The organism is Variovorax sp. MPBD4-3 (assembly GCF_058809745.1).
The window spans coordinates 18042-33042 of sequence record NZ_JBXASW010000011.1; the positions used below are offsets into that span (position 1 = coordinate 18042).

At 68.5% G+C, this 15001-nt stretch carries 15 protein-coding genes; 2 read left to right on the forward strand and 13 right to left on the reverse strand.

The features are described from left to right. Window positions 1-2: 2 nt before the first annotated feature. The 6 genes from fdhD to modB form a co-directional block, all read right to left on the reverse strand. Window positions 3-881 carry a formate dehydrogenase accessory sulfurtransferase FdhD gene (fdhD, locus tag AC1RVW_RS09030; protein WP_493199404.1) on the reverse strand — a complete coding sequence of 293 codons (879 nt, stop codon included), beginning with the start codon at window positions 879-881 and terminating at the stop codon, window positions 3-5. Window positions 882-900: 19 nt separating this feature from the next. Next, window positions 901-1191 (reverse strand): hypothetical protein, encoded by a 291-nt coding sequence (locus AC1RVW_RS09035; protein WP_081265957.1) that lies wholly within the window; start codon window positions 1189-1191, stop codon window positions 901-903. Next, window positions 1188-3536 carry an FdhF/YdeP family oxidoreductase gene (locus AC1RVW_RS09040; protein ID WP_493199407.1) on the reverse strand — a complete coding sequence of 783 codons (2349 nt, stop codon included), beginning with the start codon at window positions 3534-3536 and terminating at the stop codon, window positions 1188-1190. The genes AC1RVW_RS09035 and AC1RVW_RS09040 overlap by 4 nt, the downstream gene beginning before the upstream one ends. Before the next feature lie 82 nt (window positions 3537-3618). Continuing rightward, window positions 3619-4410 (reverse strand): ABC transporter ATP-binding protein, encoded by a 792-nt coding sequence (locus AC1RVW_RS09045; RefSeq protein WP_493199408.1) that lies wholly within the window; start codon window positions 4408-4410, stop codon window positions 3619-3621. Beyond that, window positions 4407-5156 (reverse strand): molybdate ABC transporter substrate-binding protein, encoded by a 750-nt coding sequence (gene modA / locus AC1RVW_RS09050; RefSeq protein WP_493199410.1) that lies wholly within the window; start codon window positions 5154-5156, stop codon window positions 4407-4409. The genes AC1RVW_RS09045 and modA overlap by 4 nt, the downstream gene beginning before the upstream one ends. 27 nt (window positions 5157-5183) lie before the next feature. Further along, complete coding sequence (gene modB, locus AC1RVW_RS09055; RefSeq protein ID WP_493199412.1) at window positions 5184-5867, reverse strand: molybdate ABC transporter permease subunit; 684 nt, start codon at window positions 5865-5867, stop codon at window positions 5184-5186. 172 nt (window positions 5868-6039) lie between these two features. Between modB and AC1RVW_RS09060 the strand changes: the two genes are divergently transcribed. After that, complete coding sequence (locus AC1RVW_RS09060) at window positions 6040-6207, forward strand: hypothetical protein (RefSeq protein ID WP_493199414.1); 168 nt, start codon at window positions 6040-6042, stop codon at window positions 6205-6207. Window positions 6208-6293: 86 nt separating this feature from the next. On the opposite strand, the gene AC1RVW_RS09065 is transcribed toward AC1RVW_RS09060, so the two are convergent. The 4 genes from AC1RVW_RS09065 to apbC form a co-directional block, all read right to left on the reverse strand. Beyond that, a complete protein-coding gene (locus AC1RVW_RS09065) occupies window positions 6294-6641 on the reverse strand; it encodes a winged helix-turn-helix domain-containing protein (RefSeq protein ID WP_081265964.1) in 348 nt (115 codons plus the stop codon). Between the two features lie 89 nt (window positions 6642-6730). Then, window positions 6731-8428, reverse strand: a complete 1698-nt coding sequence (locus AC1RVW_RS09070) for an OFA family MFS transporter (RefSeq protein ID WP_081265965.1) — start codon at window positions 8426-8428, stop codon at window positions 6731-6733. A 125-nt stretch (window positions 8429-8553) separates the two neighbouring features. Continuing rightward, window positions 8554-9498 (reverse strand): LysR substrate-binding domain-containing protein, encoded by a 945-nt coding sequence (locus AC1RVW_RS09075; protein ID WP_285412823.1) that lies wholly within the window; start codon window positions 9496-9498, stop codon window positions 8554-8556. Between the two features lie 2 nt (window positions 9499-9500). Continuing rightward, window positions 9501-10592: an iron-sulfur cluster carrier protein ApbC gene (gene apbC, locus AC1RVW_RS09080; protein ID WP_081265967.1), complete on the reverse strand. Its 1092-nt coding sequence runs from the start codon at window positions 10590-10592 to the stop codon at window positions 9501-9503. 76 nt (window positions 10593-10668) lie between these two features. On the opposite strand from apbC, the gene AC1RVW_RS09085 reads away from it, so the two are divergent. Then, window positions 10669-11871 carry a patatin-like phospholipase family protein gene (locus tag AC1RVW_RS09085; protein ID WP_493199418.1) on the forward strand — a complete coding sequence of 401 codons (1203 nt, stop codon included), beginning with the start codon at window positions 10669-10671 and terminating at the stop codon, window positions 11869-11871. Here the strand turns inward: AC1RVW_RS09085 and AC1RVW_RS09090 are convergent. The 3 genes from AC1RVW_RS09090 to AC1RVW_RS09100 all read right to left on the reverse strand — a co-directional run bounded on the left by AC1RVW_RS09090 (window position 11868) and on the right by AC1RVW_RS09100 (window position 14977). Continuing rightward, on the reverse strand, window positions 11868-12464 hold the full coding sequence (locus AC1RVW_RS09090; RefSeq protein ID WP_106937068.1) for a DUF4337 domain-containing protein: 597 nt from the start codon (window positions 12462-12464) through the stop codon (window positions 11868-11870). The two genes, AC1RVW_RS09085 and AC1RVW_RS09090, sit on opposite strands and share 4 nt — an antisense overlap. 93 nt (window positions 12465-12557) lie before the next feature. Next, window positions 12558-13784, reverse strand: a complete 1227-nt coding sequence (locus AC1RVW_RS09095) for a diaminopropionate ammonia-lyase (RefSeq protein WP_493199420.1) — start codon at window positions 13782-13784, stop codon at window positions 12558-12560. A gap of 5 nt (window positions 13785-13789) precedes the next feature. After that, on the reverse strand, window positions 13790-14977 hold the full coding sequence (locus AC1RVW_RS09100) for a M20 aminoacylase family protein (protein ID WP_493199422.1): 1188 nt from the start codon (window positions 14975-14977) through the stop codon (window positions 13790-13792). Between the last annotated feature and the right edge of the window lie 24 nt (window positions 14978-15001).

Genomic DNA, 15001 nt, shown 5'->3' on the forward strand with positions numbered 1-15001 from the left:
TTTCAGTTGCCGGGGCTCAGCCCATCGGCATAGAGCACCCCACGCGGCGCACGGCACAACCCCCAGAAACGCAGGCCGCTGAGTTCGGCCATGCGCACGCCCATCGAGGTCGGCGCGGAGATGGTCGCCATCGCGACGATGCCCAGGCGCGCGCATTTGCGCACGAGTTCGTGGCTGCCGCGGCTGGACATCAGCACGAAGCCCGGCTCCGCGAGCCGCCCCGCCAGCGCGAGCTTGCCGAGCAGCTTGTCGAGCGCGTTGTGGCGCCCGACGTCTTCCATCAGATCGGTGAGCTCGCCGTCGACCGTCGCCCAAGCTGCAGCATGGATTGCGCCGGCTTCTGCGTTGAGTGTCTGGCGCGGCGGCATGGCTGCGAAGGCGCGAAGCACCGTTTCCAGGTCGATGCGTTCGATCCAGTCGCGTGGCGGCACACGCTGCGGCGTGAGGTCGAGCCCCGCGAAGCTCTCGACGCCGCACACGCCGCAGCCGGTGCGGCCCGCGAGGCTGCGGCGGCGGTCTTTCAGGCGCTCGAAGCTGCGTGTGGAGATCTCCAGTTGCACTTCGATGCCGGGCATGCCATGGGGCAAGCCGGCATCGGACGCGTCGATCGTCCGCACGTCGATGCCCCGGCAATCGGCTGCTGCGTCGAGGATGCCTTCGCTCAGCGCGAAGCCGAGTGCGAAGGCTTCGATGTCTTGCGGCGTGGCCATCATCACCGCATGCGAGACGCCGTTGAACACCAGCGCCACCGGCACCTCGGACGCCAGCGTGTCGTCGCGCACCACGCCCTCGGGCGCGAGGCCGCGCTCGCCGAAGACATGCACGGCGTGCCGCGCAAGTGGCGGCAGCGAATCGGGTTCGGAGATGGGGTCGTCTTGCATGGCCGCGGCCATTGTCCGCTCAGCCGGGGTTTTCGTCAGCCGGCAGGGCGTCGACCCGTGCGCGCCCGGCGTCGGTGAGGTGCGCGACCCAGCGGTCGTCCAGCTGCACCACGCGCACCCAGCCGGGGCCGCGCACGCCGCCGATGGCGGCATCGCCCATCAGGGTGAGCTGGCGCATGACCACGCTCGCGCCCTGCCCCAGCCGCTTGCCCAGGCGCGGCAGCGACATGCCGCCCTCGCCCGGCGCTTCGGCAAGGGCGCGCAGGATGGCGATGGAGAAGGAATCGGCGTCGAAGGAAGCGGCGGTCATGCCGCCACGGTATCAGCGTCCGACGGGGCCGGGGCAGGCGCCACATGCAACGACAGCACCACGGGAATGGACTTGGAGGTCGGCGTGCCCGCGTTCTCGGCCACCGACGACAAGGGCACCAGCGGATTGGTCTCGGGGTAGTAGGCCGCGAGGTTGCCGCGCGGGATGTCGTAGGCCACCAGCCTGAAGCGGTCGGCGCGGCGCTCCTGGCCGTCGCTCCACACAGTCTGGATGTCGACCCAGTCGCCGTCCTTCATGCCCAGCTGGCGGATGTCTTCCTTGTTGATGAAGACCACTCGGCGCTGGCCGAAGACGCCGCGGTAGCGGTCGTCCATGCCGTAGATGGTGGTGTTGTACTGGTCGTGCGAGCGCGTGGTGAGCAGCGTGAAGACGATGGTGTCGCCCTTCTTCGCAAAGCGCGCGCGGGCGCGGTGCGAATGGGTGTCCAGCGGCACCGCGTGCGTGAAGAAAACGGCTTTCTTCGACGCGGTGTTCCACACCCGCTCGCTCGCGGTGTTGCGCAGGCGGAAGCCGCCGGGGTGCGCCACGCGCGTGTTGAAGTCCTTGAAGTCGTCGAACACGGCTTCGATCTTGTCTCGGATGCGTGCGTAGTCTTCCACCAGCCAGAGCCACGGCGTCCTGCTGCGCGCGCCGATGGTGGCGGCCGCGAGCCGCGCCACGATGGCCGGCTCGGACAGCAGGTGCTCCGACGCGGGCGGGTTGATGCCCATCGAGATGTGCACCATGCTCATCGAGTCTTCCACCGTCACGCCCTGCGGGCCGTTGGCCTGCATGTCGATCTCGGTGCGGCCCAGGCACGGAAGAATGATCGCCTCGCGCCCGTGGATCACGTGGCTGCGGTTGAGCTTGGTGGTCACGTGCACCGTGAGGTCGCACTGCTGCAGGCCCTTCCAGGTCTGGTAGGTGTCGGGCGTGGCGGCCGCGAAGTTGCCGCCGAGCGCGAAGAAGACCTTGCCCTTGCCGTCGAGCATGAGCCGGATGGCCTCCACCGTGTCCACGCCGTTCTGGCGCGGCGGCTCGAAGCCGAACACCTGCTGCAGCCGGTCGAGCAGCGCGGCCGGCGGCTTTTCCCAGATGCCCATGGTGCGGTCGCCCTGCACGTTGCTGTGGCCGCGCACCGGGCAGGCGCCTGCTCCTTCGCGCCCCATGTGGCCGCAGAGCATGAGCCAATTGCCGATCATCTGGATGGTGGCCACCGAATGCTGGTGCTGCGTGATGCCCATGCCCCAGCAGGCGATGACCCGCCTGGCGCCCAGGTACACGTCGGCGGCGGCGCGGATCTGCGCCTCGCTCAGGCCAGACTCGCGCACCAGGATGTCCCACGACTCGGCGCGCAGGTCGGCCGCCAGCGACTCGAAGCCGACGGTGTGGGCGGCGATGAATTCATGGTCGAGCACCGAGGGCTCGCCGCGCGCCACGGCCGCGTCCTCGCGCTCGATGACGTGCTTCATCATTCCCTTGATGGCGGCGAAGTCGCCGCCCACGCGCAGCTGGAAGTAGTGTGTGCTGATGGGCGTGGAGCCCATGGTCGCCATCTCGAGCTTGTCCTGCGGATCGGCAAAGCGCTCCAGGCCGCGCTCGCGCAGCGGGTTGAAGCTCACGATGCGCGCGCCGCGCCTGGAAGCCGCGCGCAGCTCGCCCAGCATGCGCGGATGGTTGGTGCCGGGGTTCTGGCCGAAGATGAAGATCGCGTCGGCCTTCTCGAAGTCGTCGAGGGTGACCGTGCCCTTGCCCACGCCGAGCTGCGGGCGCATGCCGCTGCCGCTGGGCTCGTGGCACATGTTCGAGCAATCGGGGAAATTGTTGGTGCCGTACTCGCGCACGAACAGCTGGTACAGGAAGGCGGCCTCGTTGCTCGCACGGCCCGACGTGTAGAAGATGGCCTGGTTCGGGTCGGGCAGCGCGTTCAGGTGCTGCGCGATGCGCGCGAAGGCGTCGTCCCATTCGATGGGCACGTACTTGTCGCTGCCCGCGTCGTAGGCCATGGGGTGCGTGAGGCGCCCCTGGTCCTCGAGCCAGAAGTCGCTCTGCTCGGCCAGTTCGGCCACGGTGTGCTTCGCGAACAGTTCGGGGCCGGCGCGGCGCGCGGTGGCTTCGGCGGCCACGGCCTTGACGCCGTTCTCGCAGAACTCGAAGGTGGAGGCGTGGTTGCGGTCGGGCCAGGCGCAGCCGGGGCAGTCAAAGCCGTCGGGCTGGTTGGCCGACAGCAACGTCTTCGCGCCCTTGATGGGAATGTCCTGCCGCAGCAGTGCATTCGTGACGCTGCGCAAAGCGCCCCAGCCGCCGGCGGGGCCCTTGTAAAACTCGATCTTCTGCTCGCTCATGCCGGGAGTGTTCGCGCGCGGGGGCCTGCCGTCAAATTGGATCGGCATATGCGGCGATTCAAAATGGAAATGAAGCGAGGCCTCAGGCGCCGCGCGCGTCCTGCATCAGCAACCCGCGCAGCTTGCTGCGCAGCGGCGTCTCTTCGACAACCTGCGCGCCTGCGATGTCATGCAGCGCAAACTCGCGGCTTTCGGCGTTGTGCAGATCGATCTCGCGCACCACTTGGCCGTCCCTGTAGACGAAGGCCACGTCGGCCAGCGCGAGCACGTCCTCGATGTCGTGCGTGATCATCAGCACCGGAATGCCCCACTGCTTGCGCACCTGGGCCAGTTCGTTGCGCAGTTCGCTGCGCAGCATGGCATTGAGCGCGGCGAAGGGCTCGTCGAGCAGCAGCACCTGCGGCTCGCAGGCCAGCGCGCGCGCCAGCGCCACGCGCTGCTGCTGGCCGCCCGAGAGGTTGCGCGGGCGGCTGTCGGCCAGCGCCGCAAGGCCGAAGCTCTCCAGCAGCGCCTGCACGCGCTCGGCATCCTTTGCGGACGGCTTGCGGCGGTGCCACGCGGTCAGGCCGAAGCCGACGTTCTGGCGCACCGTGAGGTGCGGGAACAGCGCGTAGTCCTGGAACAGGTAGCCGATGCGGCGTTCCGGCGCGGGCACGTCGATGCCCCGGGCCGCGTCGTACAGCGTGCGGCCATCGAGCCGCACATGGCCGGCCGACGGCTGCAGAAGCCCCGCGATGGCCTGCAGCGTGAGCGACTTGCCCGCGCCCGACGGGCCGTAGAGCGCGGCAAAGGGCACGTCGGTCTGAAAGCGCACGGCCAGGTCGAAGCGGCGTGCCCCGTCCCGCACCGAGAGCTTCAGATCGACGTCGATCATGGCTTGCCGAAACCGTAGCGCGTGAGCACTTCCTGCGCGGCGGGCGTCGACAGGAACGCGATGAAGTCGCCAGCCAGCGGCTTCTGCCTGCTGTCGGCCACCACGGCGATCGGATAGGTCACCGGCGTGTGGCCGGTGGGGGTGAAGGCGATCCTGACCTTGTTGCCGGCCACGGCCGCGTCGGTGCGGTAGACGAAGCCGGCCTCGACCTCGCCGCGGCTCACGTAGTCGAGCACCTGGCGCACGCTGTCGGCCTGCACGAACTTGGGCTCGAGCGTGGTCCACAGGTTGGCGCCGTCGAGCACCTGCTTGGTGTAGCGGCCGACAGGTACGGTCGCGACCTTGCCCACGGCAATCTTCTTGACGCTGGCGCCGCCCAGGTCCTGCAGGGTCTTCACGCCCACGGCGCCCGTGGCGGGCTCGATCAGCACCAGGCTGTTGGTGACGAAGTCCTTGCGCGTGGCGGCGTCGATGGCCTTCTGCTCGACGCCGCGGTTCATCGTTTCCTGGTCGGCGCTGGCGAACACGTCCACCGGCGCACCCTGCCCGATCTGCTGCAGCAGCACGCCCGAGGCCGCGAAGTTGAAGCGCACGGTGGCGCCCGGCTTGGCGGCCTCGAACTTGGGGCCGATTTCCTTGAATGCGTCGGTCAGGCTGGCGGCGGCGGACACGGTGATCTGCTGCGCGCCCGCAACCAGCGGCAAGGCGAGCGCAAGAACCAACGACAGAAGGGGAAACGGACGCATGGACAACTCCAGATGGTTGAAACGAAATCAGCGAAGCAAAAAGAAACGGTTCGACAGCACCAGCACGGTGATAGACAGCAGCGAAGTCACGATGACCAGCAGCAGCGCGAGATCGTCATGCCCCGCCTGCACCGCGTCGTAAATGGCCATGGACAGCGTCTGGGTCTGCTTGGGAATGGAGCCAGCCACCATCAGCGAGGCACCGAACTCGCCCATGGCGCGCGCGAAGGCCAGCAGCGTGCCGGCCAGGATGCCGGGCCACGCCAGCGGCAGCGTGACGCGCAGGAAAACGGAGAACGGCGATTGCCGCAGCGTGCTGGCCGCAGCCTCGAGCGAGCGGTCCACCCCCGCGAACGCGGCGCTGGCCGACTTGAGCACCAGCGGCAGCGCGACCACGGCGGACGCCACCACGGCACCGTGCCAGCTGAAGATGATGGTGTAGTCGAGGTGCTCGCGCAGCCACGCGCCCAGCGGGCTGCGGCGCCCGGCCGCCACCAGGATGGCGTAGCCGATGACGGTGGGCGGCAGCACCAGCGGCAGCATGAACACGGCCTCGAGCACGCTGCTGCCGAAGAACTTCTTGCGGGCGAAGATCCAGCCCAGCGCCACGCCGGCGACAAGCGCCAGCACGGTGGCCACGGCGGCGACCTTGAGCGACAGCACCAGCGGGAACCAGTCGGTCGAGGCGATGAGTGAATTCGTCGTGTTCATTGGAATACGGCGGAGATTGTTACACGCGCAGCCCAAAGGTCGCCACGGGGTGCGCAAACCGACGAGTCTTCATATACTGGCGGATATAGCGTTGGACACCCTGGAACCCATGCGCCCATCCGCCCACGACACCGTTGTCCGTTCGATCTCAGGCAGGCCGGAGCTTCGCCACGTGACGCAGGTCCAGGAGTGGCGCATCGAGCGTGCCATGGACGCCGCCGGCTTCGTGCTGTCCATCACCGCGCCCGACGGCGAGAGCCTGTCTTTCCTGGTGGCCGAGGCCGACGCCAACGACATCGGCGAAGTATTGCGCCGCAATGCAGCGGATGCTGCGCCCTGATCAGCCGATCCTGTCGCCGGATCGCGTGCCCGGCAGCTGATCGGGCCTGGCCCCGAACCAGCCGGCGCGCTCGAGGGTTTAGGGTGTCATGGGGCGAGCAGACGCGTCAGCGCGCGAATGTCGGCCGATGCGGCAAGGCGCGCGGCGTTCTCGATGGCCCGGTAGTGCTTGACGATTTCCTCGCCCACCGGCGTCAGCGCCGTGCCGCCGCCGCGCGAGCCGCCGGCGGCGGTGTTCACGGCCGGCGAGACCAGCGCCTTGTTCATCTCGTCGATCAGCATCCAGGCGCGGCGGTACGACATGCCGAGCAAGCGGGCCGCCGCGGAAATCGACCCCGTCTCGGCCACGGCCTCGAGCACCGCGATCTTGCCGGGGCCGATGGCAATGGCGTCGTCCCGGTAGATGCGCAGGCGGAACTGGACTTTGGATTTCATGTTGGCGCGAAGCGTAAACCAATGCGGAGCGCCATTGTCTGCCCGGTGCGAGCCGCCCAAGCGCGGCGGCGTCTCCCGGACAGCCGCGGTCAGTTGAAGAACTTGGCCGCGCTCACCAGCGTCTTGTAGACGCCCCAGGCCAGCGGAATGCCCACCGCCACCCAGGCCAGCGCCACCACCAGCGGGCTCACCGTGTCGGCACGGCCAGAGCCGCTGCCGACTTCGGCCGCGGAGGCCTTCTCGTGCGCCAGCTTCTTCTCGACGGCCAGTTCGGCGTCGGTCATGAAGTGCTTGTCGGCCACCGGGCGCACCAGCAGGTTGGCGATGAAGCCGATCACCAGCATGCCCACCAGGATGTACATGGTCTGGTTGTAGACCTGCTCGCGCGGCAGGCCCAGGCCCAGCTGGTATTCGCGCATGTAGTTCACCACCACCGGGCCGAGGATGCCCGCGGTGGCCCACGCGGTAAGCAGGCGGCCATGGATGGCGCCCACGAACTGCGTGCCGAACAGGTCGGCCAGGTAGGCCGGCACGGTGGCGAAGCCGCCGCCGTACATCGACACGATCACGCAGCAAGCGCCCACGAACAGCAGCTTGCTGCCCGCGCCGGCCGACGAGGGAATGCTCGCGTACAAGACGGCGCCGAGCACGAAGAACACCGTGTAGGTCAGCTTGCGGCCCAGCTTGTCCGACAGGCTCGCCCACACGAAGCGCCCGCCGATGTTGAACAGCGACAGCAGCGCCGTGAAGCCGCCCGCCACCACCGCGATGGCCGCCAGCTGGGTCTTGTCGAGCTGGCCGTACTTGGCCGGCAGGTCGATCAGCGCGCCGCCGAACACTTCCTGCAGCATCGGAGACGCCATGCCGATCACGCCGATGCCGGCGCTCACGTTCATGCACAGCACCAGCCACACGAGCCAGAACTGCGGAATGCCCCAGACCTTCTTCACGTGCACGTGGCGCTGCGTGATCATGGTGTTGCTGGTCTGCGCCGGGGGCGGTGTCCAGCCTTCGGGCTTCCAGCCCGAGGGCGGCACGCGGTAGCCGAGCGCGCCGGCCATCATGAAGACGAAGTAGCCGATGGCCATGACCACGAAGGTCTGCATCACGCCCACGTCGGTGGTGGTGGAGAAGCGCTTCATCAGGTCGACCGCCAGCGGCGAGCCGATCATCGCGCCGCCGCCGAAGCCCATGATGGCCATGCCGGTCGCCATGCCGCGGCGGTCGGGGAACCACTTGATCAGCGTGCTCACCGGGGAGATGTAGCCCAGGCCCAGCCCGATGCCGCCGATCACGCCCGAGCCGAGGATCATGAGCCAGAACTGGTGCAGGTGGATGCCCAGTGCCGACAGCAGCATGCCGCCGCACCAGCACAGCGCAGACACCACGCCGGCCTTGCGCGGACCCGCGCGTTCGAGCCAGCCGCCCCACAGGGCCGCGGAACAGCCGAGGAAGACGAAGAACAGCGTGTACATCCAGCCCAGCGTGGCCACGCGCCAGTCGCAGTTGGTGGCGAACAGCTCCGCGAAGAAGCTCATGTCCTTGGCGCAGGCCTGTGCGCCGGTGCCGGCAGTGCCCAGCGCCTTCGACAGCGGCAGCCAGAACACCGAGAAGCCGTAGGCCATGCCGATGCACAGGTGGATGGCCAGTGCGGCCGGGGGTACCAGCCAGCGGTTGAAACCGGGGCCCGCGATGATGCGTTCTTTTTCCAGGAAGCCGGGTTGCCGTTGCGATCCGCCTCCACCGATGCGCTCTCCTTCAAGAACGCCTGCAGATGATCCTGCCATGTTTCTCCTTGTTCGCCTGATGTGTAATTTGTTGCCGAATGTTGGCCGCGGAGTGTGAGTGAGCGCTTCATGCGCCGTCAAATTCGATCAGCGCATGCCCCGATTCAATTTTTGAATGAGCGACGCTAGGCGCCGAGCGTGCCGCTGTGCTGCTGCACCTGTGCCTGCCACTCGGGGGTTTGAAGGAAAGCCCGTGCGGCGTCGAGCGCGCGCGAACTTCGCACGCCGTCCTGCGTCATGAAGCCGATGGGCGTGCGCACCTCGGGCGACACCAGCGGCAGCGCTTCCAGCTCGCGGTGGCTGCGCACGGCCGCCACCATCGCGCCCGGCAGCACGCTGCTGACCGTGCCGACGCTCACTGCCAGCGCGAGCGTCAGCACCGAGTTGGTCTCGATGGCCGGCGCCGCCGGCACGCCGGCCTCGCGCAGCGCCTGGTCGATGATGGCGCGGTTGTGCATGTCGGGCGTGAGCAAGCACAGCGGCAGCTTGCCGGCCTCGGCCCACGGCATGGGCTTGCCGATGCGCAGATGGTCGGCCGACGCCTTCTTCGCACGCCGCAGCAGGAAGTAGTGTTCAATGCTCTGCGGCCAGGCCTTGAGCTTGATGCCCGGCAGGTGCATGCGCTCGGTGTAGCCGAGCGCGAGGTCGACCGACAGGCTCTCGAGCCCGGTCTCTAGCTCCTGCGAACTCATCGACAGCACCGCGGGCACGATGCCCGGATGCCGCTGCTGCAGCATGGCCGCAAAGCGCGACAGCATGGGAATGGCCGTGGGCACGGCCGCCATGCTCAGCCGGCCGTGCGGGTCGCCCTGCGTGCTGCGCAGCTCCTGCACCAGCACGTCGTTCTCGCGCAGCATGCGCTGCGCGGTGGCCAGCACGCGCTCGCCTTCGTGCGTGAGGCCCACGTACACCCGGGCCCGCTTGACGATGACGACGCCGAACTCGCTTTCCAGCGCGCGCAGCGCGTTGGAAAGGGCCGGCTGGGTGATGTGGCAGGCCTGCGCGGCGCGGCCGAAGTGCTTGTGCTCGCTGAGCGCAACCAGATAGCGCATCGAGGCGAGCAGGTTCATGCCTAGGTGTTCTTGCTGATCGAGATGGTGGGGAACTTGGAGGAAAAGTCCTTCGCCTTCTCGGCGATGCCCACGGCCACGCGGCGCGCCACGGCCTTGTAGATGCCCGCCACGTCGCCTTCGGGGTCGGACACCACCGTCGGCGCGCCGCTGTCGGCCTGCAGGCGGATCTTGATGTCCAGCGGCAGCGCGCCGAGGTATTCCATCTGGTATTCGGCCGCCATCTTCTTGCCGCCGTCGGCGCCGAAGATGTGTTCGGCATGGCCGCAGTTCGAGCAGATGTGCACTGCCATGTTCTCGACGATGCCCAGGATCGGCACGCCCACCTTCTCGAACATCTTGATGCCCTTCTTGGCGTCGAGCAGCGCGATGTCCTGCGGCGTGGTGACGATCACCGCGCCCGTCATCGGCACCCGCTGGCTCAGCGTGAGCTGGATGTCGCCGGTGCCCGGGGGCATGTCGACGATCAGGTAGTCCAGGTCTTTCCAGTTGGTCTGGCGCAGCAGCTGCTCCAGCGCCTGCGTGGCCATGGGGCCGCGCCAGATCATGGCCTGGTCCTGGTCGACGAGGAAGCCGATCGACATGACCTGCACGCCGTGGCGTTCCATGGGCTCCATGGTCTTGCCGTCGGCGCTGTCGGGGCGGCCTTCGATGCCCATCATCATGGGCTGGCTCGGGCCGTAGATGTCGGCGTCGAGCAGGCCTACGGTGGCGCCTTCGGAGGCCAGCGCCAGCGCCAGGTTGGCGGCTGTGGTGCTCTTGCCCACGCCGCCCTTGCCCGAGGCCACCGCAATGATGTTCTTGACGTTGGGCATCAGCTGCACGCCGCGCTGCACCGCGTGGCTGATGACCTTGGTGACGATGTTGACCGACACGTTCTCCACGCCCGGCACCGTCTTGGCGGCCGCCACCAGCGCCTTGCGGATGGCCGCGTGCTGGCTTTTGGCGGGGTAGCCGAGCTCGATGTCGAAGGACACGTCGCCCTCCGAGACCTGGAGGTTTCTGAGCGACCGGCTCGCCACGAATTCCTTGCCGGTGTTAGGGTCCGCGACGGCCTTGAGCGCGTCCGTCAGCCCTTCTGGGGTGAGTGCCATTGATCAAACTCCTGAATGGCCGGTAGTCTAGTGCGCTCTCCGGGCCTTCATCGAACAGCTCCTCAATAACCAAAAAATGCCAGAGACAAGCCCCGTCACCGGCCTCCTGCTCACCGGGGGCGGCGCCCGGGCCGCCTACCAGGTGGGCGTGCTGGAGGCCATCGCCGAGATACGGCGCGGCGCCGGCACCGGCGCCGGCAGTCCCTTCCAGGTCATCACCGGAACCTCCGCCGGGGCCATCAACGCGGCCGCGCTGGCCTGCGGCGCCGACAGCTTCGACCACGTGGTGGCGCACATCGCCGAAGTCTGGAGCCAGTTCCGCGCCGAGCAGGTGTACAAGGCCGACTCGCTTTCCGTCATCGGCAGCGGCGCGCGATGGCGCATGCTGCTCGGGCTCGGGCGCTTCGCGGCCAACTGGATGCGCGTGAAGCCCAGGTCGCTGCTGGACAACTCGCCGCTGGCAGAGCTGCTGCAGCGCCTTGTGCAGCTCGACCGCCTGCCGCAGCTCATGAAAGACGGCCACGTGCAGGCGCTGGCGGTGACGGCCTCGAGCTACAGCTCGGGCGAGCACGTCACCTTCTTCGAGGCGGCCGTGCCCATGGAACCCTGGGTGCGTTCGCAGCGGATCTCGGTGCGCGACCGCATCACCCATGCGCACCTGCTGGCTTCATCGGCCATTCCGTTCGTGTTCCCGGCCACCGCGCTGCCGATGCAGCAGGACCACATCGAGTACTTCGGCGACGGCTCGATGCGCCAGTCGGCACCGATTGCAGCGGCCATCCACCTGGGCGCGCAGCGCATCGTGGTGATCGGTGCCGGGCGCATGCACGAGCCGCGCGAAGCGCCTGGCCCCAACACCCACACCGGCTATCCGACGATGGCGCAGATCGCGGGCCATGCGCTGTCGAGCATCTTCCTGGATGCGCTGGCGGTCGACATCGAGCGGCTGCACCGCGTCAACCACACGCTGAGCCTCATTCCCGAGGCAGCGCGGGCGGCGAGCGGGCTGCGTCCGCTCGACCTGCTGGTGATCTCGCCGTCGGAGCGCCTCGACGTGATCGCGGCGCGCCACGTCGACGCCCTGCCCGGCGCGGTGCGATACCTGCTGGGCGGCTCGAAGGTGGCGGCCGACGTGAAGGGCGGCGCGCTTGCGAGCTACCTGCTGTTCGAGTCGGCCTACACGCGCGAACTGATGGCGCTGGGCCGCGCCGACGCAATGAGCCAGCGCGACGAAGTGCTGCGGTTCTTCGGCTGGGGCAGCCCCGCAAGCGCGGCCTAGATGTGCAGCGCGGCGAGCACGCCCACCGCGAAACCCGCGGCGGCCACGCCGAACATCGCACGCTCCAGCCATTTCTTCCTTGTGAGCAGCGCAATGGCGGCCAGCGCGATCGACACCTGAAGGACGGTGGTTGCCTGCGCCCAGCGGTGGTGCTGGTGCATCTGCTCTTCCGACTGGGCGTCCCAGCGGCTCGCCTCTTCTTCAAGCTTCTTCGCGGCGGCCTGGATCTCGGTCTTCTCCTGCTCGTAGCGGCTCACCTTGACCTGCCAGCCCTGGCGCTTGTCGTCCGTCGCGGTGTCGCGCGCGAACTCGGCCAGCGCCTGCTTGGTGCTCTTCGACTGGAAGTAATTCCACTGGTTGGACGCCTCGGTCTTCTTGATCGCGGCATTGTTCTTGTAGAGCCCGGCGTTGGCCTGGGTGGCGCCGCCCATGTACGAGAAGATCGCGCCGAAGGTGGCGATCACCGCGGTGCACATCGCGATCTTGCTGGTCATGCTCATGCCGCCGGCCTCTTGGCCGTGGCCGCCGCCCGAGGCGGCGTGTTCGAGTTCGTGATCGTGCGGGCCGTGCACGTGAAAGCCGTGTCCTGACATGGGATCCTTGTTGAAGCGATGCTGGGGTGGGGGCGCGCGAGTATGCACGCCCGCCGATGACAGTTGCCTCAACGCGCCGGGACGCGCTTGCGCCTACCGGTGCTCCCGCAGCAGCCATTGCTCCTGCGCCGCGACCACCTCTTCGCCCGAGCGCCCGGTGATCGCGCGGTAGACGCCAGGCGCGGTCGCGCCTTCGGTGCTGACCAAAAGCACGCGCGCCGCAGGGCCCAGGCCGGAGGAACGGCGCGCATCGGGGTCGGCCGCGAGCACCTGCAGCGCCGCCAAGCCGGCCGCGCCGGACTCGCCACTGAGCACCGGCACATCGCCCGCCTCGCCGGTCGCGAGGGTGCGCATTGCCTGCTCTGCCTGTGCATCGGTCACCGTCATGAACAGATCGACGGCAGGCTGCAGGAAGCGCCACGCGAGCGGCGAGGTCTCCCCGCAGGCCAGCCCCGCCATCACCGAGTCGACCGAGCCCGTGGCACGCGCGGGGCGGCCGCTTCGCGCGCTCTGCAGAAGGCAGTCGGCCTGCTCGGGCTCCACGACGATGAAGGCCGGACGCGCGGCGCCATAGCGTTCCCAGAAATGGCTGGCCACGCCGGCCGCCAGCCCGCCCACGCCGCCCTGCACGATGACGTGGGTGAACGGGCACGGCCCGTCGGCGGCGGCGTGCTCGAGCAATTCGTCGGCCAGGATGCCGTAGCCCTGCATGACGTCGCGCGGCACTTCCTCGTAGCCGTCGTAGGAGGTGTCGGAAACCACTTCCCAGCCGTTGGCCCCGGCAAGCCGCGCGGCTTCTTCGACCGACTCGTCGTAGTTGCCCGCGATGCGGACGATCTCGGCGCCCAGTTGCGCGATGGGCGTTTCGCGCTCCTGGCTCACCTGCGCATGCAGCACGATCACGCAGCGGCAGCCGATGCTCTGCGCGGCGGCGGCAAGCGCACGCCCATGGTTGCCGTCGGTCGCGCTGACGACCACGAAATCGCGCAGCGCCCCGGCATGCCGCCCCGCCAGCAGATCGCCGGGCGTCCATCCGCGATCGGGCCAGCGGCGCAGCAGGAGCCGCAGCAGCGCCACCGGCGCGCCGAGCACCTTGAAGCTGCCGAGTGCCGAGCGCTTCGATTCGTCCTTGACGGTCAGCCCGCCGATGCCCAGTTGCGCCGCAAGGCGGGGCAGCGCCCATGCCGGTGTCGGCTGCGGCGAAAGCCGGTTCCAGCTCGACAGCCACTGCCGGCTTTGCTTGCCGCGCGCGATGCTCATCACTTCGCGCAGGGATTCGTCGTAAGCGCGCCGGCTTGCCCGGGGGTTGGTGAAAAACATGCTGCTCAGCTCCCAGTGCCGGTCGATCGGGGAAGGCGCATGCGCACGAGCTCCGCGAAATAGCGGGCGCCCGTCGCGAGCACCTCGTCGTTGAAGTCGTAGCTGCTGTTGTGCAGCGGCGTGCCGCCGGGCTCTCCGTCGGCCCCGTTGCCGAGGAACACGAAGGCACCCGGCACCGCCCGCAGGAACGCGCCGAAATCCTCAGACGCCATCAACGGCACCACATCGGCGTCGACGTTCCCGGCACCCACCACGGCCGTGGCGGCAGCCACCGCGAAAGTCACGCACTCGGCCCAGTTCACGGTGGGCGCGAACTCGTGGGTGTAGCTGAAGTCGCATTCGGCGCCGTGCATGCGGCAGATGCCTTCGCTGATGTCGCGCATGCGCGTGGCCAGCATGTGCTGCACGGCCGGGTCGTAGCTGCGCGTGTCGCCCTTGATGACGACGTTCGACGGAATCGCGTTGCGGATGCCGTCGGTGATGAACTCGGTGCACGAGACCACCGCCTGCGCGCCGGGGTCGAGCGTGCGCGACACGATGGTCTGCAGCGCCAGCACGATCTCCGCCCCGATGACGATCGGGTCTATGCCCATGTGCGGCCGCGCGGCATGCGTGCCGCGCCCCTTCACGTGGATCACGAAGTTGTCTTCGCTGGCCATGATGCCGCCCACGCGCGTGGCGATGGTGCCGGCGCGCATGCCGGGCATGTTGTGAAGGCCATAGATCTCGTCGACCGGGAAGCGCTCGAACAAGCCGTCGTCCATCATGGCCTTGGCGCCGCGGCCGTGCTCCTCGGCAGGCTGGAAGATGAAGCGCACGGTGCCGTCGAAGTCGCGCCGCTCGCGCAGCAGCCGCGCGGCGCCCAGCACGATCGACATGTGGCCGTCATGGCCGCAGGCGTGCATCTTGCCGGGCACGGTGGAGGCATGGGCACGGTCGGCGGGCAGCTCGGTGATGTCGAGCGCGTCCATCTCGGCGCGCAGGCCGATCACGCCCTTGCCGCTGCCCACTTTCAGGTTGGCGACGAGGCCGGTGCCGCCGATGCCGGTGTGCACCTCGAGGCCCAGCGCCTTGAGCACGCGGATCACGAAGGCGGAGGTCTTCGCTTCCTGGAAGCCAGTCTCTGGCATGGCGTGCAACTGCCGGCGCCAGCCGGTGAGTTCGTCGCGCAGGGGGGTGTCTGCAATGTTCATGGCGAGATGCTATTGACAACACAG